The sequence below is a fragment of the Kibdelosporangium phytohabitans genome, from assembly GCF_001302585.1.
GTDB lineage: Bacteria > Actinomycetota > Actinomycetes > Mycobacteriales > Pseudonocardiaceae > Kibdelosporangium > Kibdelosporangium phytohabitans.
In genome coordinates this window covers 5,608,185-5,629,960 of record NZ_CP012752.1, presented here as the reverse complement: position 1 = coordinate 5,629,960, position 21,776 = coordinate 5,608,185, and the positions used below count along the sequence as shown (strand labels likewise).

The window sequence follows — 21,776 nt, the reverse complement described above, 5'->3', positions numbered from 1 at the left end:
CGGTGGTCAGGGTTCCTCGGCGGCGGGCGGCCCGGGCCGCGCCTCGCGCGGCAGCAGCCGCAGTTGCAACATGGCGGCGAACCGCTCCCCCGCGTCGTCGAGGTCGAGCTCGCCGACTTCGGCCAGCCGCCGCAACCGGTACCGGAAGGTGTTCGGGTGGACGTAGGCCGCGGCGGACGCGACGCCGATGTCCCCGAACGCGTCCAGCCAGCACCGCAGGGTGTGCACCAGCTGGGACTGGTGCTGCGCGTCGTAGGCCAGCAACCGCGCGACGGGCCCGGTCGCGACGTCTCCCCTGGCCGCGGCGAGGTCGGCCAGCTCCAGCATGAGCGCGTCGACGTAGACGTCCTCCGCCGTCGCGACACGCTTCGGCCCGCCGTTGGTGAGCAGTACGTGCAGCGCCCGGTCCGCGCCCTCACGCGACGCGCGCAGGCCGGAACCGTCGAGCGCGAGCGGTCCGATGCCGATCGCCGCTGCTGCCCGGCGCCCGGTGCGCTCCAGGAAGGTCGACGCGACCCGCAGCGAACGCTCCTGGCAGTCGGCGTGAGCGCCCGGCATCGGAACGATGCCGTAGGCGACGTCGCCGACGAGGGCGACAGCCGACCGCGGCTGGACGGCGCTGAGGTGCATGGCCAGCGCGTCGGCGACCCGCTGACGGTCCGCGACCAGCCGTATATCGTCGTCCGGGACGGGCCCGCCGAGCACCCCCATGGCGAGCACGATCGACGGCTGGCCGAGCAGACCGAGCCGGGCGATGGCCTCCGGAGCTCCTGCGCCGCCTTCGAGCGCCGTGCTCACCAGGTCGGCGCGCAGCCGTCGTTCGACGTCGGCGCCCGCGCGCAGCCGGAGCATGTGCAGCGCGACGAGTTTGGCGGCGTCGATGAACGCCTGGGTCCGCTCCTGGCTGAGCGGTTCACGGACCGCCGCCCAGATCGACCCGAGCACCTCGTCGCCGGCGCGGACGGCGAGCGCCACGCGCGGCAACGCGATCTCGTTGTCGTCGTAGCGTTGCGGATCGACGTACACGGGCGTGTGGTCGCGGTACAGCCTCTCGAAGACGCCGTCCCGCTCCAGGCCCCGGGTGAATCGCTCCGGCACCTGGCGGCCGAGGATGGTCTCGACGCGGGACGGGTCCGCTTCGTCCTGACGGCCCGAGAACGCCAGGACACGTGAGCTGCGGTCCTCGATGGTCACCGGCGCGTCGAGCAGCGCGGCGACCGCGTTGGCCAGCGCGAACAGGTCACCCGACGGCATCCCGCCGAGTGTCTGCGGCGAGACGTCGCCGACGTCGCCTTCGGCCAGCAACGTCCTGAGCATCGCGGCGAGCTGGGCCCAGGACGCGCCGCGGGCCAATCCGAGGAGCGCGACGCCGGACGACTCGGCCGCACGCCGCAGCTCCGGCGTCGGGGTGACCGGTGAACGGACGACGAGCGCCGCCGCGCCTCGCGTGCCCACGTCGTGCAGGAGACGGACGACCTCGTCCTGCTCGCGCACCCCGACGCCGAGCACGACGGCCTGCGCGGGGAACCCGGACTCGTCGTGCGGATCGTGGATGACCACGCCGCCGAGCTGCCTGCGGGTGGTCCGGCCGACCGCGACCGGTTCGAGGAGCACGTCGCCGAGGTCGTCGATGACGCGCCCCAAGCTCGTGTTCGGCCTGCTGGGCACCGGTGTCAGCACGCACAGAAGCTAAACCCGCTCGCGCCGGGCCGAATGGTTCGATCCGACCAAATCCAGCCCCGGATTTCGTCGTCGGCTACGAACTGACCCACGCTTTCGACGTCGTGACCTCGTCCAGCAGGCCGGGAATCGGGGTCACCCCGAGGCCGGGCCCGGTCGGCACCGGCAGATGCCCGTCGTCGAGCACGAACGGCTCGGTGATGTCCGTGCGGTAGAACCGGCCCGACGCGGAGGTGTCGCCGGGCAGCGTGAAGCCCGGCAGTGAGGCGAGGGCGACGTTGGCCGCCCGGCCGAGCCCGGTCTCGATCATCCCGCCGCACCACACCGCGACCCCGTGCGCCGCGCAGACGTCGTGCACCCGACGGGCTTCGAGGTAGCCGCCGACGCGACCCGGTTTGATGTTGACGATCTGGCAGGCGCCGAGCTTGATCGCGTCGGCCGCCGCCCTGGCCGACACGATCGACTCGTCGAGGCAGATCGGTGTCCGGATGCGTCGCGCCAGTTCGGCGTGCCCGAGGACGTCGTCCTCCTCCAGCGGCTGCTCGATCAGCAGCAGGTCGAACGGGTCCAGCCTGGCCAGCAGGGACGTGTCGCCGAGGGTGTACGCGGTGTTCGCGTCGACCTGCAGCAGCACGTCGCCGCCGAAGCGCTCCCGCACCTGGCGCACGGGCTCGGCGTCCCAGCCGGGTTCGATCTTCAGCTTGATCCGGACGTAGCCCTCGTCGAGGTATCCGCCGACAACGTCGAGCAACTCCGGGATGGAGTCCATGATGCCGACCGAGACCCCGCAGGGCACGGCGTCGCGGGTGGACCCGAGTTCGGCGGCGAAGGACCGGTCGTGGGCCCGCAGTTCGGCGTCGAGAACCGCCATCTCCAGCGCGGCCTTCGCCATCCGGTGGCCCTTGAACTTCGCCAGCAGCGGGGTCACCTTGTGCGCGGTGAGGTCACCGGCCCGCAGCAGTTCCGGGATGAGGTGGTTGCGCAGCACGTGCTCAGCGGCGTCGTTGTACTCCGAGGAGTAGAGCGGCGCGTCCATCGTCACGCATTCGCCCCAGCCCTCGCCCGTCGGCGTCACCGCGCGGACGAGCAGCAGTTCCCGTTCGGTCTGCGTCCCGAACGACGTCCGGAACGGGGCCACGAGCGGCATCCGGACCCGGCGCAGTTCCACACCGCTGAGTTTCACCTGAGGTCCAATCGGAGGAGGCTTGGTCGTTCACGGCCAGGGGGATGCGCTCTCGACTTGCTCGATTGCTGTGGTGCCCTACGGTAATCATCGTGAAGCAGGCCGTTCGGGTTCGGGTGTTGCCGACGCCCGAGCAGGCGGCGGCACTGCTGGCGACCCTGCACACGTGCGACGCCGCTGCGTCCTGGTTGTCGGGGCGGATGCACGCTGACCGTGCGCTGCGGAAGTTCGATGTGCAGAAGCGGTTCTACGCCGAACTGCGGGAGCGGTTCGGGTTGGCGGCGCAACCGGCGATCCGGGTGATCGGTAAGACGGTGGACGCGTACACGACGTTGCGGGCCAATCTCAGAGCCGGGAACTACGGGATGCCTGGGTCGGACCGGCACCGGAGGGTTGGGGGCAAACCGATTTCCTTTCGTGCTGAGGCGGGGCAGCCGTTCGACGCGCGTTGTCTGTCCTGGCAACTCGGTGATGTGGGCCGTGGGGGCACGGTGTCGATGTGGACGGTCACTGGTCGGCTCCGTGGCGTGCGGGTCGTCGGAGACCCCGGGCATCTGGCTCTGTTGCGCTCCCAGTCGGTGATCGGGGAAACCGATCTGGTGTACCGGGATGGGGTGTGGTTCCTGCACGCCGTGATCGACATTCCCGAGCCCGCCGCGCGGGAACCGCTGAACGGGTTCCTCGGGGTGGATCTGGGCATCGTCAACATCGCGACCACCTCCGACGGCGACCAGATGTCCGGGTCGCGCCTGAATCACTACCGCAAGCGCCAACTGCGGCTGCGCAAGCGGTTGCAGGCCAAGAAGACCTCCTCCGCACGGCGGCTGCTGAAGAAACGCCGCCGCAGGGAGACTCGATTCACGGCCGACGTGAACCACCAGATCAGCAAGGGCATCGTGGCCGAGGCTGAACGCACCGGACGCGGCATCGCCGTCGAGAACCTGACGGGAATCCGCGCACGGGTACGGCTTCGCAAGCCCCAACGGGCCACGCTGCACACCTGGGCGTTCGCCCAACTCGGCCAGTTCCTGACCTACAAGGCCCAGCGGGCCGGTGTCATGGTGGTGCAGGTCGATCCCGCCTACACCTCGCAGACCTGCCACGCCTGCGGGCATGTCGACAGACGCAACCGTCGCAGTCAGGCGGTGTTTCAGTGTGGCAGGTGTGACTTCGTTGGGCACGCCGACCACAACGCAGCCCTCAACATCGCAGCACGCGGCGTGGAGTGCTGGGGCGAAGTCATGCGTCCACACGCAGCGCCCATCCTGGCAGCCAGCTAGGACGGCAGCAGCAAGCCTGCAAGCCACCGCTCGCGGCGGCCGGCAAGCTCGTTCCTTCATAAACGAGTCCATGACGATTGCTCCTTCGAGATCACGTACCATCCGGCACGATCGAAACCGGCGACACGGCCGTTGTCCGCCATCAGTCCACCGAGGACTTCGCGCAGGGCGGCGCGCCACGCCTTGCCGCGCGCGGGATCGGTGCGGCGCAACCGTTCGATGTCGGACGGAACGGCGACGAGCACGGTCGGGGTGTCGGCGGGACCGGCGAGCGGACCGCCGTCGGAGCCGACCGACAGTGCCCTCGCCGCGCCCAGTGCTCCGGCGTCGATCAGGACCGGTTGGCCGAAGGCGGCGGCGCGGACCGCGGGACTCGTCAGGTCCCAGCCGGCCATCAACCGGTCGGTGTCGCCCGAACCGTTGATGCTGTCGGTCATCGGGCCGTAGAAGTCGGGCAGGTAACCGATCGGGCGCGCGCCGAGTTTCCCCAGGTTGAAATAGGCGTTGCGGCGCACCAGCGGGTCGAAGGTCCACGTGATCACCGAGACGTCCTGGTGCAGCGCCCAGCCGCGCTGGTGCAGTTTGAGGGCGTGACCGACACCCCGGCCGGTGCCTGCCTTGGCGACCCCGGCGATGTGACTGTGCAGGCTCGCTTTTCCGGGATTGCCGAAGAAACCGAAGCACGCGCCCAGCAGTTCACCGTGCTCGAACGCGCCCGCGACGTAGTTCCCGGCCGTGGCCATCGCCCGGAGCAGTTCCGTGGTCACCGGGCGGGTACCGGGCGCGGTCTTCCAGATCGACTCGAACAGGCCGACCACCGCCGACAGGTCGGCGATCTCGGTCAGTTCGCGGACTTCGACGCCCGAAGCCGCGGCCGCTGCCCGCGCGGCGGCGACGGCCTCGTCGCGCACCTCCGCCGAGACCAGGCTTTCCGCGTTCGTCGCGAGGTTCGTCACGGGACAGTCCTTTCCGTCATCTCGGCTCACCGCGCAGCGGTTTGCCGGGGAACGCGTCGGTGCGCAGATTTCCGTCGGCGACAACCGCGACACCCGAGACGAAGAGATGCCGGACGCCGACCGAAGGCCTTGTCGGGTCGAAATAGGTGGCCGCGTCGGTGACCGCGCCCGGGTCAAGCACGACGATGTCGGCGTCCGCTCCGACGTCAAGCCTGCCCTTGGCCCGCGCGGCGGGGGCGACCTCGTCGAGGACGCGCGCAGGCAGGTAGGAGCAGCGCCGGAACGCCTCCAGCCAGGTCCAGGCCCCGCTCTCGCGCACCATCAGGCGCAACGTCTTGGCATACGTCCCGGACGTGCGCGGATGCGTCGCGCCACCGGGCGGCAACGGCCATTCCGTGCTCTCGCTGGTGCCGTTCTTCCAGTACACGGGCAGGGCGTCACTGGCGACGATGGAGTCGGGGAACGCGAGCGCCTGGCGCAGCAGCGCGAGGTCACGCGGGCTGCTCTCATCGAGGAACTCCAGGATGCACGGCGCACCCGGTTGCTCGGCACGCACCTGGAGCAGACGCCGCTCGTCGGCGATCCGCTCACCCGACTCCAGCATGATCACGCTGGACGGCGAGAGCCCCTTCATCTTCAGGCGCTCCGGTGAGAGGAAGGCCGCGCCGATACCCGTACTGCCCGCCCCGTAGGGATAGGCCTCCACGGTCACCCGTGACCCGGCCGAACGGCTCGCCTCCAGCGCGGCGAGCACACGGTCGATCTGGTAGCCGGAGGTGCTGTTGACGTGGCAGTGGTGCATGGCGGCGCCGGTCTCGGCCGCGACGATCGCGATCTCCTGCGAGCCGTCGACGGGGGTGGCGGGGTCCACTTCGACCAGCTCGCGGACGTGCGTGAAAGTGGGCGCCCCAGCTTGTTCGGCGAGCCGGGCGAGAGCCGTGAACTCGCCGGGATCCGTCAACGGCGCGTAACCGAGCAGCACCCCGACCCCGAGCGCGCCCGCGGCGAGCTCACCCTCCAGAAGCGACAGCCAGGCCGTCAGCTCGGCAGGCGACGAAGTCCGTTGCCAGGCCAGGTTCCCGAGCACCGCGAGGCCGCTGTCGATGTTGGCGTCGGGCTCGATCCCGGCGAGCACCTGAGCCCTGGCCGACCCCCACGACGCGGAGAAACCGTAGTGCAGCGGCCTTCCCGCCGCGGCGGCCTCGGCGTAGGCGCGTTCGATCGGCATCAGCCCGGCTTCGAGGTCGAGCGCGGTCGTGACGCCGTCCATCGCCTGCAGCCGCTGACCCGCGATCGTGTGCACGTGACTGTGCAGGTCGATGAAACCGGGGCCGACGACGAGACCGGAGACGTCGATCTGCGTGTCGCCCGGCTGCGAGGGCAGACTCGGCCCGACGGCGGTGACCACCCCGCCGGATACCAGCACGTCGGCCGTACCGTCGAACCCCGTCGCCGGGTCGATGACACGACCGCCGCGCAAGAGTGTCCGCATACTTCGCCTCCTAGGCTCACCTCGTTCATTGGCGACCCTAGGAGGTTTCGCGGACCGCCCGTTCGTCGCGAGCGACGAATCCGGGTCACCGAATCCATCCGCCCGTACGAACCCGGACGATCACTTCGGCACAGGTGGTACGCCACCCGCCGGGTGGTCGATTACCAGCAGAGTCCTTAGTGGACAGCGTGCCACGAGGTGCCGCGGCGGTCAGCGGCTCGGCGGAACCGTCATCCGTCCGCAGGGTCCGGGTTCTCGGTGCCGGTGGTGGTGGCCCAGCGGTGTGCCAGGCGCCGGCATGCCTGGACGAGTTCGGGTGGGTGGAGGTCGGTCAGCTCGGTGTCGAAGGTGGCGAGGATGCCTGCGACGCCGGCCCAGGACCAGGCGCCGAGGGTGAGCCGGCAGTGCCGCGTGTCGAGGTGTTCCACGACGGAGCCGCCTGGTGCCCAGCGGGCAACGATGTGCGCGGGCAGCTTGAGCCGGGCTGTACCGGTGCATTGCCAGGCGGCGGGGGTGTCGCCGCGGTCGTGGGTGCTCATCACGAAGTGGGCGAGGTCGTCGCCGGGAAGGGCACGGGCGGCGAAGTGCTGGGTGGTGGGGCGGGGGTGCAGGCGGTCGACGCGGTGCACTCGCCATTGGTGGTCGGTGAGGTCGTAGGCGACCAGATACCACCGGGCGGCCCACACGACCAGGTGGTGGGGCTCGATGCGGCGGGCCGGCGAGAAGTCGGCGTCACCGGGTTCGGGACGTGTCCCGTCGGGACGCAGTGCCTCGGCCACGAGGAGCCGCCGGTGGCGTACCGCGGTCCCGACAGCGGTGAGGGCGGCCGGGTCGATGGGCTGCGCGGGGAACTCCCAGTAGTTCTGCAACCGGGTCAGGCGCAGCGATTCCATGGACGCCCGCAGCGCCGGGGGCATGGCCTGGTGCAGCGTCGCCAGCGCTCGTGCCGCGTCGTCGCCGAGGCCGAACATCGTGCTGGGCGCGGTTTGCAGGGCCACCGCCACCGCGAGGGCCTGGTCGTGGTCGAACAGCAGCGGCGGCAGGGTCTGCCCTGAGCCGAGCCGGTAGCCGCCGTCGGGGCCGTGGCTGGTGGCGATCGGATAGTCAAGCCCGCGCAGGGTCTCGATGTCACGGCGGACGGTGCGCTCGCTGACCCCGAGCCGGATGGCGAGTTCGCGCAGCGGCCACTGCCGTCCCGAGCCGAGCAGGGACAGCAACCGCAGCGCCCGGTGTGAGGTGTTCGCCATCGTCCCATCATGACCGAGTAGTGGCCACTCGGTGTCCACTACCGGTGTCAGGGTGGGGTCTGTTCGGACAAGCAATGGCGAAAAGGACGGTCAGACATGCGGGTAGTCGTGGTCGGCGGCGGAATCGGCGGGCTCGCGCTGGGGGCTGGGCTGCGTCGCCGCGGATTCGAGGTGGCGGTGTTCGACCGCGACACCGATGTGGCGGCGACGGGCGGTTACCACATCACCCTGGACGACCGGGCGCAGTCAGCGCTGACGGATCTGGTGGAGCCGCAGATCATGCGGCGGTTGCTGGCGTCGGGGTCGGCGCTCCGGCTACGCGAACGGGACGCGTTCTGGGACCGCCGCGGCCGGTTGCTCGGTCACGGGCCGGATCTGAGCGGCAGCGGCAGTGTCGACGTCGACCGGATCACATTGCGGTTGTTGCTGGCCGAAGCGGTCGGCGACGACCTGCACCTGGGATGCGAGGTGTCCGGCGTCGGCCACGACGACCACGGAACGCCCCAGGTGCTGTTCACCGATCGGGCGCCGGTCCCGGCGGACCTGGTGGTCGGCGCGGACGGCGCGCACTCGCTGGTCGCCCGTCGGCTGGCGGGCGGCCCGACCAACAGCCCCGCCGGCATCATCGGGTTCTCCGGGCGCACCCTCCGGCGCGACCTCAGCATCGGCGAACAGGACCGGCTGCGACCGCGGTCCGGCATGGGAATCGGCCCCCGCGGGGCAGCGCTCTACGTCGGTTTTCTCGACCCGGTCGGCAACGCCGCACTCGACGCTCCCGAACTGCGGATGTCGGTCACCACCGGACCCACCTACATCTGGGGCGCCATGTTCCCCGAATCCGCCGCGACCGATTCACTGCGCACGCTGGGTGCGGGCGAGTTGCGGGCCGCGCTGCTGGACATGTTCCGCGAACGGCGGTGGGCCGAGCACACGCTCGAGGTCATCGCCAGGGCCGACCCGCACAGCGTGGCCGGATTCCGCTTCAACGCCGCCTCCACCAGCGCGAAGGATCTCGCGCCCTGGCCCGCGGGTCGCATCACCGCACTCGGTGACGCTGTCCACGCCACACCGCCCACCGCCGGAATGGGAGCAGGAGCGGCCATCCGCGACGCCGCCAGCCTGCTCAAGCACATCAGCGACGCGGCCGACGGCACGATTCCGCTCACCGGCGCCGTGGACCACTTCGAGGCCGGCATGCGCCAGCGTGGTAGCGAAGTCCTCACCCTCGCCATGAAAACCGTCCGATGGATCCTGGCCACCGACACCACCTTCGGCGCCGCGGCCACCGCCGTCAGCACTCCGCTTCTGGCCGCCGCCGCCCGGCTGCGCCGCTGACGGACCACGAGCGCTTTTGCCTACGCCGTCGACAACCTCAGTGCGATGCACTGAGTTGTCACGGTCCAGCAACCTCAAACGAGGAACGACCCACGCGATGTCATGGGTGGCCGCGATTCCGACGTGACGTCGACTCCGGGCCCGTACTGCTGTCGGGCCGCGACGATCAATCCGGCTCGTCCGGCTGCGTGCCGGGCAAAGGCCCTTCAGTCCCACGTTTCACCACGCGGTGGCTGAGGGTAACCCCGGCTTGTGTCCATAGTCAGCGAAGGTGATGGAACGTCCGCGAGCAAGGCAGCAACCGGCACAGAGCGTTCGACGTCCGTCCTGTCTTTCCAGGGCGAGGTCGACATGGTCAGCGGCGAGCACTTCGCCACGCACCTGCACGCCGCACTGACCACCGGCGTGGAACTGCTGGTGATCGACATGCTCCGCGTCGACTTCCTCGGTTCGGCCGGGCTGGCCGCGTTGGTCAGGTTCCACACCGAAGCCGCGCGGCGCGGAATCGACGTACGCCTGGTCTGCGGCCGCGCAGCCCGCCGCACCATCGAACTGACCGGGCTCGCCGACCGGTTCACCCCGGCCGACACGCTGTCCGCGGCGTTGGGTCCAGGACGTGCACAGGACCCGCCACACAGCGCACAGTAGCCCGCTTGGGGGAACGGTTCAGTGGGTATGTCTCCTCATGGGGCAATTGGTGCCGCTGTAAGGAGATTGGGTGACGCGTGTCGATACTTCACCATCACGGTTCGCAACCGATGCCGGCGCTGTTGACCATGTGGGCGGATCGACTCCCTTCGTTCGCCGCCGCCGTCGTCACGAGTTCCGATCTCACCCAGCCGTACGTCTACGAGCAGTTACCCGCGGTACCCGAACAGGCCGCTGTCGCACGCGGGCACCTCGCCCGGTGGGCCGGGGGCATCGGGCTTTCGGAGAACCTCGCCCAGGACATCGTCCTGGCCAGCGGTGAAGCGATCAGCAACGCCATCGAACACGCCTACATCGGCATCGACGGTGACGTCACCATCTTCGCAGGCACCACCTCGCCTGGGGACGCGATCCGCGTGATCGTCACGGACACCGGTCGCTGGCGTCCACCCGAGTCCTCCCCGGGACTTCGCGGGCGGGGCTGGGGAATGCTGGAGCGCCTCACCGAGACGTTCCGCCTCGCGCACACCCCGGACGGCACAACGGTCGTGCTCCGCTGGTCGCGTCACTGACCCGTGGTCCGAGCCGCCGGACCGGATGCCGGAGCTCAGCCGCGTCAGAAGCCCGTGGCTCGCAGGTAGGTCAGGACGGCGAGCACTCGCCGGTTGGTGTCCTCGGTCGGCGGCAGGTCCAGCTTGGCCAGGATGTTGCCGACGTGTTTGCCGACGGCCGCCTCGGTGATGACCAGCCTGGCCGCGATCGCGGCGTTCGAGTGGCCTTCGGCGACCAGGGCCAGAACCTCGCGCTCACGCGCCGACAACCAGGCCAACGGGTCACGCCGGCGAACCAGCAGCTGGCGGACCACCTGCGGGTCGACCACCGTCGCGCCCGCCACGACCCGGCGCAGCGTCGCGACGAAGTCCTCCACGTCGACAACCCGGTCCTTGAGCAGGTAACCGACCCGCACGCCGGCACCGGAGTCCAGCAACTCGGCGGCGTAGCTGCGTTCCACGTACTGGCTCAACGCGACGACCGCCAGCCCCGGATCGGCCCGGCGCAGTTCCACCGCGGCCCGCAGTCCCTCGTCGGTGAACCCCGGCGGCATCCGGATGTCGGTGACCACGAGGTCCGGCCGGGTTCCGGCGACGGCTGCCGTCAGCGCGTCCGCGTCGCCGACCTGGGCGATCACCTCGAATCCGAACCGCTCCAACAGCCCTGCCAGCCCGGCTCGCAGCAGCACGCCGTCCTCGGCGAGCACGACTCGAATCAATCGCACGGCAACTCCACACGTACCACGGTCGGACCACCTGGCGGGCTCGACAGCAACATCCGCCCGCCCACAACAGCCGCACGGTCGGCCAGCCCGGTCAACCCAGTGCCACGCACAGGGTCCGCGCCACCGACGCCGTCGTCACAGACCTCCAGAACGAGAGTCTCGGCCCGTCGGTACGCGGAGACGGTCGCCTCTGCCGCGCCGCTGTGCTTGGCAACGTTGGTCAACGCCTCGGCGACGACGAAGTACGCGATCGCCTCGACCGAGGCGGGCAGGCGGCCCGGAACATCCGCGTGCACGTTCACTGGAACAGGCGCGCGGTCGGCCAGTTCCCCCAGTGCCGCGGGCAGTCCGCGGTCGGTGAGCACTCTGGGGTGGATGCCGTGGACGAGTTCGCGCAGCACGGTCATCAACTGCTTGGCCTCGTCGTGCGCGGCCGTGACCTCCGCGTGCGCGGGCGAGCCGGGCAGGAGGTCCACTTTGGCCAGTCCGAGCCGGAGGGTGAGGCCGACCAGCCGCTGCTGGGCGCCGTCGTGCAGGTCGCGCTCGATGCGACGGCGTTCGGCTTCGAACAGGTCCACCAGCCGGGCCCTGGACTGCGCGACCTCGACCAGTTCGGCACGCAGCGGCGCGTTGTCGTCACGGAGCAACGCACGAGCCACCGCGCCGTGCGCCGACGCCAGCAGGGCTACCGGGTACGGCGACAGCACCAGCGCGACGACACCAGCCACCGCAAAGGGAATCGCCGCGTCCACAGTGCCGACGGTGGTGAACCCGAGCGTCACCACGGACGTTCCGTCCACGAGGAACGGCGACCCCGCCAACAGGACAAGGAACAGCAGAAGCCCACAGATGGCGGCGGACATCAGAGCGCCGACTGTCACCAACAGGACCAGGTAGGCGACAGCGCGCCAGGTCGCGGGGTCGGCGTAGTGGATCCGTCCACGCGGCGCGGCGCCGAGCGCGCGGCCGTCGACCAGGCGCAGCCGACGTCGTTCCAGCCAAGCCACCGGCGCCGCGACCCACGGCAGCACCACGCCGAGCAGCAGTCCGCCGACGAGCACAAGCACCAGCACCCACGTCCACGACAGCGGCGCCGGACGCCACAGACCGGCCACCGCGAACAGCCACGGCGCGGCGGGGACCGCGAGCGGCACCAGCGTCATCCCCGCGATCACGGTCGTGCCGAGCACGTGACCGTACGCGCGCCATGGCCAGACGCTGATGAGGAATCTGCTGGTGGTCAGCGCTTCGCGCACTGTTCGCGGTGTCCCCCTGATCACCGGCCAACCGTAACCGAGCAGACCGGCCTCGTCCCGCCCTCTCGTTGTAGTCCTCAGGTATACCTAGCACTACCTCCAAGTGGCCCGTTGCTGTCAGTGCCCGCGTCGCGTGCGCGGTGATCTTGTTCTCGGCATGGCGACTGTGGTCAGAACCCGTGCGAACGGGCTTGTGGTGTTCCTCGTCCTCGCGTTCACCCTGGCCTGGGTGGGCATGATCGGCGCGTACGCGCTCGGCTTCTCGTTGGTGAGTCCGTTGGTGCAACTGCCGTTCGCGTTCGCGCCGGCGCTGGCGGCGTTCATCGTGCGGAAGTGGGTGACCGGCGAGGGGTTCGCGGACGCGGGACTGCGGTTGAGGCTGCGTGCGGCGTGGCCGCAGTACCTCGCGGCGTGGCTCGGTCCGGCGGCTCTGGTCGCCGCTACCGCCGGCGTGGCTGTGGTGTTCGGCGTGCGCCTCGCGCCGTTGGACGGTCAGGTGGGCGGGTTGCCGGGATGGGCGCTGGTCGCGATTCTGCTGCTCGTCGTCCCGCTGCTCACGCCGATCTACTGGGGTGAGGAGTTCGGTTGGACCAGTTACCTGCGTCAGCGGGTGTGCCCCGGCCGTCCGGTGGCGGCGACCGTCGTGACCGGGCTGATCTGGGCGGTGTGGCACTATCCGCTCGCGTTTGTCGGGTACATCGAGTTCGACGACGTCGTGGTCGGCCTCGCGGTGTGGACGGTGTCGTTCCTGTGCCAGGAGGTTCTGCTGAGCTGGTTGCGGGTGCGCAGCGGCAGTGTGTGGACCGCGAGTCTCGCTCATTCCGGCAACAACATGATGCTGTCCCTGCTGGTTGGGTTTCTCCTTGCGGACGTGAGCGTGATAGCCGTGACGGTCATCATGACGATTCCGATGGCGGTGCTTTCCTTGTGGGTACTGGCCACTGGGCGGCTGGTCGCACCAGTTCCGGCGTCGCCAGGTAGTTCTGCCCGGGCCGTGTGAGGCTGCTCGGCGATCACCCTGCTGACCGCCGAGCATTCCCCCACCCTGCCGAACCGGCTCACCGCGCTGCCTATCGCGTCATGTCGAGCGTTCCGCGGTTGGCTTTGGTCTCGTCGATGACGGTTGGTGCCTGGTATTCGTCCAGCCACAGTGTCTGCGCGACGGTGCCGGGCATCTGCTCGCCGTGCTTCTCGATCACCGACCGGATCTTGGGGTCACGGTACAAGCGTTGGCAGGCTTGGCAACGGTGGGCGTACATCCCCTCCCACTTGACGCTGGGGTCCTTTTCCGCGGCCCACCGCACGACGCGTTCGGGGCCAAGGGCGTGGATCCACAGCTTGAGCAGGCCCGGCTCACCGGCGTGGATGGCTCGTTCGAGGAACCCCGGTTCGGCCGTGGCATCCACGGGCTTTCGACGACCTTCACCTTGGCGCGTCGGTCTTCGGCCAGTGCACCCGGTTCAGGGTGGCCGAGCAGGGTCTCACGAGTGACCGCCCGCTCGGCCTTCAGCTCCACCATCACGTGGACGGGAAGGTCACGCGGAACAGCCTCCGCCGTCGCGATGGCGACCCGGTAGATCGGCACGAACCGGATGTGTTCGTCGCCGGTGCTGTAGTCGATCTCGCTGAGGCCCGCGGCGATGAACTCAGTGCGGTGACCGCGGCACCACCGCTCAACGCCCGTATCGCGCCGCGACACCGCGGGCGCCGCATCAGGTTCTTTCCCGCTCATGACCCACTCCCCTTTCCCCTGGGCACCAGCAAGATCGTCAGGTCTCAGCACTGGGCCAGAGCGCTGCCGCCCCACGTCCGCACCCGCCACACGCCCGTCGCATCCCCGGCACCGCGCCGACGCCGGGTTCGCGGTCCGTCGCGAGTAGCTCAGCTGGTGACGATCCTGACCCCGGTGTGGCCGGCCGGGTAAGTTCCAATCACACCCACGTGACCGTGGGTGAGGATGCCCATCCACTCTGCAGCCATGCGGGCTAGTGCGGCCGGGCTTGCGAACCAGCAGACTTGGTTCGGTGGGGTCGCTCGAGGTATCCGGCGCGGGGCACGGCGCCCTCGCCGAGATCCTGGGCGCGCAGGTCGCGTGGTGGCAGCTCGGTTTCCGGACACGGCGCGCCGTGGTCCGGCGGGCGCGGCGGGGAAGCCGATTCCCCGATCCGGAGATCTGGGGCGTCGCGCTGGGATGGGCCCGTCATTGGCTGACCGCGCCGCTGTGGTGGCGCTGGGTACGGCTCGCGGGTGCGACCGCCATCGCGGTCATCTACATCCTGGCACTGACCAGCGAGTGGCTGGGGGTCGACCTGTTCGTCACCTTCAGCGGCGCGCTCGCGCTCTGCCTGCCGCTGACCGCGGGCTGGGCTGCCCGGCAGACACGTGTCGCCCGGATGCTCGTCGCGATGGCCCCGGGCCCGCAGCCCGACCGGCCGACAGCGAGGGCGCTGGCGGTCCGCACGTCGGCCTTGCTGCTGTCGGTCGGACTGGCGGCCGGCGCGGTGGCCGTGGCCCTCGCCTACAAGCACCCCGCCGGTCGTTTCTGTCCCCCGTTCGTCGTCGACGAGCCCGTCCGCGACTGGTTGCGGCACGACGACGGGCAAACCGGGATGGGCTGTCCCGCCGGTGACACCCGCAGCGGCGCAGACGGTGTGCGCTACACGCCGTGGAACGCACCGGATCGAAACGCCCGTTTCGGGCCGGACTACGTGATGTACGGCTCGCGGTCCGACCGTCTCCTGGTGATGCCGCTGGTCATCTTCACCGCGTGGACTGCCGAAGGCGGCCCGTCGGGGCCTCTGGGCGAACCGGTTGAGGAGTCGTCGGATCACTCGGTCGGCTACGTGAACTTCCGCGGCGGCGCGATCGTGCTGCCCGTCGACGGAACACCACAAGTCCACTGGGGACGGCACCACTCCGTCGCCCGCGAACCCGGCGGCCCCTGCGAAGTCCTCGATTGGCCGTGCATCACCACGGCATACGCCGACGCCGAGGGTGTTCACGTGAGCTGGCGGTACCAGGCCGCGGACGCGTTCAACGTGGCCTGGTGGGCGGAGGGCGACCGGCCACGGTCACGCGAGCAGCGCGAGGTCGCCGGCTACGAGCTCACCTTGCGCGACCTGACTCCGGCGACCACGTACATGGTGGAGGTCCAAGCGTGCGAGAAGCATTTCGTGCGTCGCTCGACCTGCACGAGGTACTCGCCGCCAGTGATCGTCAGAGTGCCGTAGATGTCGGAGGGGCCAAGACATCCGGCGCCGATGCTGCTGGCGCTCGCCCTGCGCTGGCTGGCGTTCGGCTGGATGCTGATCGTGGCGTTGGTCAGCGGGCAGATCCAGCGACCCGTCGAGGCATCGGTCGCGCTGCTCGCGACCGGCTGCTGGACGGCATGGCTCACGTTGGCCGCGGTCCGGCGGACGCGACTGGTGCTCGCGATGGACGTGGCGGTGGCCATCGCGCTGACTGTGCTGTACGGCTACGTCTTCTCCCCGCACGCGATGCTGACCAATCACCCGTCCTTCATGGGTGCCTACCCGGCGGCGGCGGTCGCCGCGTGCGGAGTCGTCTACCGGGTGCGTGGCGGCTGCGCGGCCGGGCTGATCCTCGGCTTGTCCCTGCCGTTCGCCTACGCGGCCAACGAGATCGCGCTGGACGAGCTGTCCTTCCTGCAAGTCATGACCATGATCGGCAGCGGGCTGTCCTACGTGCTGCTCGGCGGCACGATCGGGGCGGCTGCCCGCCAGCTCGACGCGTTGCACGAGCGGGCCACCCGCGACGGGGAGCGGGCGGCGCGGATGGCCGAGCGGCAGCGGATCGCCGCCCAGATCCACGACGACGTGCTGCAGCAGCTCGGCCGGTTGCGCGGGAGCATCAGGGAAATGTCCGCCGGGCCGGTGCTGGATGCCGTCGCGGAGGGGATCGCCCGGCAGGAGTCGGCTCTGCGGGGCCTCGGCAGTGCCGAGCCGGACCCGCCGCCGCCCGGTGTCGTGTCGCTGCGCTCGCACCTGGCCCAACTCGCTCAGCGCTACACCGGCGTCCCAGTCCGTCTCGTCACCGCGGGCCCGTTCCCGCTGCCGACGGGCATGGCGACCGAGATCGTCGCCGCGGTCGCGGAACTGCTGACCAACGTCGTCAAACACGCGCAGGCGAACCAGGTCTGGCTCACCGTGCTGCCCGACGGTGGCGACATCACGGTCACCGTCCGGGACAACGGCGTCGGATTCCGGACCGACCAGGACACGGACGGCCTCGGTCTGAGGCTGTCGGTACGGGCCAGGGTGCACCGGATGGCGGGCAGCGTCCGCATCCGCAGCAGTCCCGGGCACGGCACCGAGGTGCAGTTGCGCGTCCCGAAGGGAAACGGCCATGCGTGAGGACCAGATCCGCGTGCTCGTCGTGGAGGACCACCCGATCACGCGCGACGGGGTCCGAAGTGGACTTGAACGCGACGGCCGGGCGGTCGTCGTGGCCGAGGCGGCGGACGTGCCCACCGCGTGCCGAGTGGCCGACCGGGTGCGGCCCGATGTCGCCCTGATCGACCTGCGCCTGCGGCCCCACCCCGAGGAAGCCACCGGACACGGCGTCGGCGTGATCCACTACCTGCGCCGGCACCAGCCGGAGGTGCGGGTTCTCGTGCTCTCCCAAGCGGGTCCGGAGGAGTTGCTGGCCGCTGTCCAGGCGGGCGCGCACGGCTGCGTCAGCAAGGCAGCCACCGCCGCCGAGCTGACCGACGCGGTCGCCGCCGTGCTCACGGGTCCGGTGCTGCCCGCCGAACTCGCCGCTCACCTGATCGGTGAGCTGCACCGGCACACCCGGCCGCTCACCTCCCGGGAGCGCGACGTGTTGCGTTGCCTGGCGAACGGCTACGACAACCGCGAGATCGCCGCGCAGCTGCACATCGCCGTGCGCACTGTGAACCGGCATCTGGAGAACATCCGGGACAAGCTCGGCCGGACCCGCCGTTCCGACCTGATCCGCATCGCCCGCACCCACCTGATGCCCTGGCAATCCTGACCAGACCGGCTTGACGCATGCCGATATGGGAATATGATTGCGGCCATGGCACGAGCAGCGACGACCTCGGACGTCTTCAACGCGATCGCCGAGCCGCAGCGCCGGGAGATCCTGGTGCTGCTGCGGGCGGGTGAGCGGCCGGTCACCGAGTTGGCCGTGGAGCTGGGGATGAGCCAGCCGCGCGCGTCCAAGCACCTGCGGGTGCTCCGGGAGGTCGGGCTGGTGCGGGACCGCAAGGCAGGCAAACAGCGCCTGTACGGCCTTGACGCACGCGGCCTGCGGCCGATCCACGAGTGGACCGGCGGGTTCGAGCGGTTCTGGAACGGAAGCTTCGACCGGCTGGACGCGTACGTGCAGGACCTCAAGCAGGCAAGGCAGGAGGATTAGCTGATGAACGCGACGGGACGAGGAGCGCAGGCGCAGTCCGCGGTGTCCGACCGCGAGATCGTGGTGTCCCGGGTCATCGACGCCCCGCGGGAGCTGGTGTTCGAGGCGTTCACCGAGGTCCGGCACCTGTCGCGGTGGTGGGGGCCGGAGGGGTTCACCACCACCACGCGGTTGTTCGAGTTCCGCGTCGGCGGGGAGTGGGACTTCGTGATGCACGGGCCGGACGGGACGGACTACGCCGAGTGGATCACCTGGACCGAGATCGCCCCACCGGAGCGGATCGCACTGCTGCACGGTGAAGCCCGCGACGACCCGAACGCCTTCGAGTCGGTCCTCACGTTCGAGCCCGACGGCGTGGCGACCCGGATCGAGATGCGCACGGTGTTCGCCACCAAGCAACTGCGTGACGAGGCGGTCGAGAAGTACCACGCGGTCGAGGGCGGCCAGCAGACCCTGGGCAACCTCGCCGCCTACGTCACCGAGATCCTCCGGAAGGAAGCGGGCTGATGGGCGGCAAGGTGTTCTTCAGCGTGTCGATGTCGCTGGACGGGTACATCGCGCCCGAGTCCATCGAGGACTTGACGGGACCACGGTGGATGCGACTGCAGCAGTGGCAGTTCCCGTTGCGGTTCCTCCGGGAGAACCTCAAGCTCGGCGAGGGCGGCGAGGAAGGACGCGACAACGACATCGCGCGGGAGACGTTCGAACGCACCGGCGCGAGCGTGATGGGCAAACGCATGTTCGACGCCGGTGAACACGCGTGGCCGGAGGAAGCGCCGTTCCACACACCGGTCTTCGTCGTGACGCACGAGAAACGTGAGCCATGGGAGCGGCCCGGCGGGACCACGTTCCACTTCGTCAACGACGGCATCGAGTCCGCGCTCGACCAGGCCCGGGAGGCCGCGGGCGACCGTGACGTCCGCATCGCGGGCGGCGGCGCGACGATACTGGCGTACGTGAACGCCGGTCTGATCGACGAGTTCTCGATCGCACTGTCGCCCGTGCTGTTCGGCACAGGAATCCGCCTGTTCGAAGGCGTGGACGCGGGCCGCGTGGCCCTGGAGCCGGTCAACGCGGAGCCCTCCCCGAGGGTGACGCATCTGACGTACGCCGTCCGGGCACAGTAACCGCACGACGTCGGCGGGACGAGCACAGGGCCGGAAGAAGGCGCTGACGCTGACCATCAGCCTGATGTCGGCGGGCGGTCTGGCCATCGCGGTGTGCCCGGCCTACGAGCAGGCAGGGGTCTCGTCCCCCTTGCTGCTTGCCTGCACCCGGTCGAGTTCTACGAGAACGGACTGATCATGTACTCCACCGGGAACTTCCTCTTCGACTGGTGCGACGGATGGAACATGGAGTCGATGACCGCGCAGGAGAACGCCCACCCAGCCCGCCCTCCAAGGCGGCATTGCTCGAAGGCCCCTGGTTCGAGAGCGCCGTGTTCCGGGCCCGGCTGGGCGGAGCCGACGGGCCAGTGCTGCGCCTCGATCCCGTCGGGCTTGACTCGGACAGTCAGCCGATCCTGCCACGGCCCGAGGTCTCGGCCTCGATCCTCGCCCGGTTCGCGGCGATGTCGCGGGACCTGGATCCGTCCATCGTGGTCGACGAGAACGGGTGTGTGCGGCGATCACCGGACAACCACGTCGTTGTGGAGGAAGTATGACTGAACCGTGGCAGTGGCACGAGGACACCTGGCGCGGGCATGTCGAGCGCGTGCGCGCCGGACGTCCGTTGCGGCCGGAGGCCTGGCCGGGTGGCGCCAAGGCGGCGGTGACGTTGTCGTTCGACTCCGACCACGAGACGATCCCGCTGCGCGACGGTGAGGTGCTGCCGGGCAAGCTGTCGCAGGGCGAGTACGGCGCGCGGGTCGGCGTGCCCCGGGTCCTGAGGTTGCTGGCCCGGTTTCAGGCGCCGTCGACGTACTTCATGCCCGCCGTGTCCGCGCTGCTGCACGAGGGCGAGGCGAAGTCCTATGTGGATGCCGGGCACGAGGTCGCGCTGCACGGCTGGATCCACGAACGCAACACGCAGCTGCCGCCGCAAGCCGAACGCGACCTCGCTTTCCGGGCCGGCACCAGCGTCGAGTACACCGCGTTGCCGTCCATCTACCGCGAATTCCGGCACGACCCGGACCTGGCGCCCCTGTTCGAGAAGCACGCGAAAGCCATCGGCCGGACCTTCCCGGACTACCCGGACAAGATGTCCGGCTCGACCGACATGGGCAACGTCTCGCTGCGCATCCCCGCGATCCACCCGATGCTGTCGTTCGACCTGCCACCCGAGGACGGCAACCACACCGCCGCCTTCGATGTCGTGGCAGGCGGGCCCGACGGGGACCGGTTCGTCCACGACGCCGGCCTGGCGATGGCCCGCACAGTCGCCGAAGTCGCGCAGTCCGGCGACCTCCGGGCACGGCTCATCACCAAGGCCACCGACCGGTGACCGGCGTGGTCGTACTCGGCGGCGCGGGCGGAATCGGTTCGGCCGTGGTACGTGCGCTGCGCGCGCAGGACCGGAAAGTGTCCGTGGTGGACATGGCCGCACCACCGGAGGAGCCGGTCGAGGGCGTGTCGTGGGTCACCGGCGACGCGACCGACCCGGTCGTCGTCGAGGCGGCGTTCGAGGCGCTCGATGGTGAAGTGACCGGACTGGTGCACTGCCTGATCGGTGAGCACCGCGCTCCGTTGAGTGCGCAGACGCCGGACGCGCTGCGCAGAGTGCTCGACCTCGGCGCGGTGTCCGCGTTGTTTCCCTTGCAGCGGTTGCTCGTGCACGCGGGCGGCCGACCGTCTGCGGCAGTGCTGGTCAGTTCGATACAGGCGGTGTTCGTCGCCGACTGGCAAGCGCCTTACGCCATGGCCAAGGCCGCATTGGAGGCTCTCGGCCGTGCGGCGGCGGTCGAGTTCGGCCCGCACGGGTTGCGGTGCAACACGATCCGGCCGGGATTCGTCGCCGTCGACCGCAACGCGCGCCGCTGGCAGGATGCCGACGTCCGCGACGCGCTGATCAGCGTGCAGCCGCTCGGCAGACTGGCGCAGCCCGGCGACATCGCAGACGTGATCACGTTCCTGCTCAGCGATCAGGCCAGTTCCATCACCGGATCGACGATCACGGTCGACGGCGCGCAGACCACGGTGTTGCGTGAACCGTGGACCCCATGACACCTGTCTGACGCGCCGGCCCAGGCGCCACGAGCCTGAGCAGTAACGCACTGAGCTCGGCGGGCATGGTGATCATGCAGTCGTGGCCGGTCGGCAACTCCCATACCTGTGACGGAGTGCCGTTCGGTTGTGTCGCGGGTACCGGCCTCGGGGAGAAGCTTCCCGTTGTCGTGCCGACACAGTGGATGTGCGTACGTGGGATCGCGTGCACCGCCGGATTGTCCAGCCGGACCGGTTGCTGCAGGCAGCGCACCGGCTCGTCCGAGAGTGTCGCGCGCAGCCAGGCGATGTCCGCCGGGTCGGTGACCCCGAACAGTCCCAGCGGCGGTGGCTGCTCGGGCAGCGGGGGAACCCGCCAGCCGCCCGAGCTCACGGCGAGGTCGATCGCGTGCTGGACGGCAGGCAGCACGTCGACCGCCGCCTCACCGTCCTCGGGCACCATCGCGTCGAGGAACACCAGGTGCGCGATCCGTTCCGGAACCTCGTTGGCAGCCGAGGAGATGACCAGTCCCGCATAGCTGTGCCCGACGAGGATCACATCGGTGAGGCCGTTGTCGTGGACCAGCTTGACGATGTCGTCGGTGTACGTGTCGAGCCCGACATCGGCGGTGAGCAGATGCGCCGTGTCCCCGGAGCCTGTCAACGACGGCGCGTGCACCCGATGCTCGGCCGATTCGAGCAGCGGCACCACTGGCTGCCAGCATTGTCCACTGTGCCAGGAGCCGTGCACCAACAGGAACACCGCCACGATTTCCCCTAAGCGTCCGAGGTATGAACACAATCGGCCTAGTCCAATGACACCAACGGCAGTGTGCTGTCGCGGATGTATCCGTCTTCACAAGATTGCCGTCAGCAGGCGCGA

At 69.9% G+C, this 21,776-nt stretch carries 23 protein-coding genes; 14 read left to right on the top strand and 9 right to left on the bottom strand.

Annotated features, from left to right (window positions below; genetic code table 11):
- Positions 1–6 precede the first annotated feature (6 nt).
- Positions 7–1,680, bottom strand: coding sequence for a PucR family transcriptional regulator (locus AOZ06_RS25600; protein ID WP_054291726.1), 1,674 nt, complete (start codon positions 1,678–1,680; stop codon positions 7–9).
- A gap of 76 nt (positions 1,681–1,756) precedes the next feature.
- Positions 1,757–2,863 (bottom strand): o-succinylbenzoate synthase, encoded by a 1,107-nt coding sequence (menC, locus tag AOZ06_RS25595; RefSeq protein WP_054291725.1) that lies wholly within the window; start codon positions 2,861–2,863, stop codon positions 1,757–1,759.
- Positions 2,864–2,955: 92 nt separating this feature from the next.
- On the opposite strand from menC, the gene AOZ06_RS25590 reads away from it, so the two are divergent.
- Entirely contained in the window at positions 2,956–4,143 is a 1,188-nt protein-coding gene (locus tag AOZ06_RS25590) for an RNA-guided endonuclease InsQ/TnpB family protein (RefSeq protein ID WP_218922056.1), read from the top strand.
- Positions 4,144–4,199: 56 nt separating this feature from the next.
- Here the strand turns inward: AOZ06_RS25590 and AOZ06_RS25585 are convergent, their stop codons facing one another.
- From AOZ06_RS25585 to AOZ06_RS25575, 3 genes are all read right to left on the bottom strand, one after another.
- The gene (locus tag AOZ06_RS25585; RefSeq protein ID WP_054291723.1) at positions 4,200–5,099 is read right to left on the bottom strand and encodes a hypothetical protein; all 900 of its coding nucleotides are present in this window, start codon (positions 5,097–5,099) and stop codon (positions 4,200–4,202) included.
- A 16-nt stretch (positions 5,100–5,115) separates the two neighbouring features.
- A complete protein-coding gene (locus AOZ06_RS25580) occupies positions 5,116–6,591 on the bottom strand; it encodes an amidohydrolase family protein (protein WP_054291722.1) in 1,476 nt (491 codons plus the stop codon).
- A gap of 230 nt (positions 6,592–6,821) precedes the next feature.
- Positions 6,822–7,838: a helix-turn-helix transcriptional regulator gene (locus AOZ06_RS25575; RefSeq protein ID WP_054291721.1), complete on the bottom strand. Its 1,017-nt coding sequence runs from the start codon at positions 7,836–7,838 to the stop codon at positions 6,822–6,824.
- Positions 7,839–7,934: 96 nt separating this feature from the next.
- Here AOZ06_RS25575 and AOZ06_RS25570 point away from each other — a divergent pair, with 96 nt between their 5' ends.
- From AOZ06_RS25570 to AOZ06_RS25560, 3 genes are all read left to right on the top strand, one after another.
- Complete coding sequence (locus AOZ06_RS25570; RefSeq protein WP_054291720.1) at positions 7,935–9,173, top strand: FAD-dependent oxidoreductase; 1,239 nt, start codon at positions 7,935–7,937, stop codon at positions 9,171–9,173.
- 252 nt (positions 9,174–9,425) lie between these two features.
- A complete protein-coding gene (locus AOZ06_RS25565; protein ID WP_054291719.1) occupies positions 9,426–9,821 on the top strand; it encodes an STAS domain-containing protein in 396 nt (131 codons plus the stop codon).
- Positions 9,822–9,931: 110 nt separating this feature from the next.
- Positions 9,932–10,393, top strand: a complete 462-nt coding sequence (locus AOZ06_RS25560; RefSeq protein WP_054291718.1) for an ATP-binding protein — start codon at positions 9,932–9,934, stop codon at positions 10,391–10,393.
- Between the two features lie 44 nt (positions 10,394–10,437).
- On the opposite strand, the gene AOZ06_RS25555 is transcribed toward AOZ06_RS25560, so the two are convergent.
- Together AOZ06_RS25555 and AOZ06_RS25550 are read right to left on the bottom strand one after the other, a co-directional pair.
- Positions 10,438–11,088 carry a response regulator gene (locus AOZ06_RS25555; RefSeq protein WP_083472719.1) on the bottom strand — a complete coding sequence of 217 codons (651 nt, stop codon included), beginning with the start codon at positions 11,086–11,088 and terminating at the stop codon, positions 10,438–10,440.
- Positions 11,088–12,377, bottom strand: coding sequence for a sensor histidine kinase (locus AOZ06_RS25550; RefSeq protein WP_054291716.1), 1,290 nt, complete (start codon positions 12,375–12,377; stop codon positions 11,088–11,090). Before AOZ06_RS25550 ends, AOZ06_RS25555 begins: the two co-directional genes overlap by 1 nt.
- A gap of 133 nt (positions 12,378–12,510) precedes the next feature.
- On the opposite strand from AOZ06_RS25550, the gene AOZ06_RS25545 reads away from it, so the two are divergent.
- A complete protein-coding gene (locus AOZ06_RS25545) occupies positions 12,511–13,353 on the top strand; it encodes a CPBP family intramembrane glutamic endopeptidase (protein ID WP_054291715.1) in 843 nt (280 codons plus the stop codon).
- Between the two features lie 70 nt (positions 13,354–13,423).
- Here the strand turns inward: AOZ06_RS25545 and AOZ06_RS25540 are convergent, their stop codons facing one another.
- On the bottom strand, positions 13,424–13,759 hold the full coding sequence (locus tag AOZ06_RS25540; RefSeq protein WP_054291714.1) for a hypothetical protein: 336 nt from the start codon (positions 13,757–13,759) through the stop codon (positions 13,424–13,426).
- Between the two features lie 618 nt (positions 13,760–14,377).
- On the opposite strand from AOZ06_RS25540, the gene AOZ06_RS25535 reads away from it, so the two are divergent.
- The 9 genes from AOZ06_RS25535 to AOZ06_RS25495 all read left to right on the top strand — a co-directional run bounded on the left by AOZ06_RS25535 (position 14,378) and on the right by AOZ06_RS25495 (position 20,914).
- Positions 14,378–15,583 carry a hypothetical protein gene (locus AOZ06_RS25535; RefSeq protein ID WP_054291713.1) on the top strand — a complete coding sequence of 402 codons (1,206 nt, stop codon included), beginning with the start codon at positions 14,378–14,380 and terminating at the stop codon, positions 15,581–15,583.
- Entirely contained in the window at positions 15,584–16,726 is a 1,143-nt protein-coding gene (locus tag AOZ06_RS25530) for a sensor histidine kinase (protein WP_083471921.1), read from the top strand.
- Complete coding sequence (locus AOZ06_RS25525) at positions 16,719–17,366, top strand: response regulator transcription factor (RefSeq protein WP_054291711.1); 648 nt, start codon at positions 16,719–16,721, stop codon at positions 17,364–17,366. Before AOZ06_RS25530 ends, AOZ06_RS25525 begins: the two co-directional genes overlap by 8 nt.
- 45 nt (positions 17,367–17,411) lie before the next feature.
- A complete protein-coding gene (locus AOZ06_RS25520; RefSeq protein ID WP_054291710.1) occupies positions 17,412–17,753 on the top strand; it encodes an ArsR/SmtB family transcription factor in 342 nt (113 codons plus the stop codon).
- A gap of 3 nt (positions 17,754–17,756) precedes the next feature.
- Positions 17,757–18,260: an SRPBCC family protein gene (locus AOZ06_RS25515; RefSeq protein ID WP_054291709.1), complete on the top strand. Its 504-nt coding sequence runs from the start codon at positions 17,757–17,759 to the stop codon at positions 18,258–18,260.
- Complete coding sequence (locus tag AOZ06_RS25510; protein WP_054291708.1) at positions 18,260–18,880, top strand: dihydrofolate reductase family protein; 621 nt, start codon at positions 18,260–18,262, stop codon at positions 18,878–18,880. Before AOZ06_RS25515 ends, AOZ06_RS25510 begins: the two co-directional genes overlap by 1 nt.
- A 218-nt stretch (positions 18,881–19,098) precedes the next feature.
- A complete protein-coding gene (locus AOZ06_RS25505; RefSeq protein WP_157233238.1) occupies positions 19,099–19,416 on the top strand; it encodes a hypothetical protein in 318 nt (105 codons plus the stop codon).
- Positions 19,413–20,195, top strand: coding sequence for a polysaccharide deacetylase family protein (locus AOZ06_RS60225; protein WP_083471920.1), 783 nt, complete (start codon positions 19,413–19,415; stop codon positions 20,193–20,195). The genes AOZ06_RS25505 and AOZ06_RS60225 overlap by 4 nt, the downstream gene beginning before the upstream one ends.
- Positions 20,192–20,914 (top strand): SDR family NAD(P)-dependent oxidoreductase, encoded by a 723-nt coding sequence (locus AOZ06_RS25495; protein ID WP_054291706.1) that lies wholly within the window; start codon positions 20,192–20,194, stop codon positions 20,912–20,914. The genes AOZ06_RS60225 and AOZ06_RS25495 overlap by 4 nt, the downstream gene beginning before the upstream one ends.
- Here AOZ06_RS25495 and AOZ06_RS25490 read toward each other — a convergent pair.
- Positions 20,862–21,662 (bottom strand): alpha/beta hydrolase, encoded by an 801-nt coding sequence (locus AOZ06_RS25490; protein ID WP_083471919.1) that lies wholly within the window; start codon positions 21,660–21,662, stop codon positions 20,862–20,864. The genes AOZ06_RS25495 and AOZ06_RS25490 overlap by 53 nt on opposite strands.
- Between the last annotated feature and the right edge of the window lie 114 nt (positions 21,663–21,776).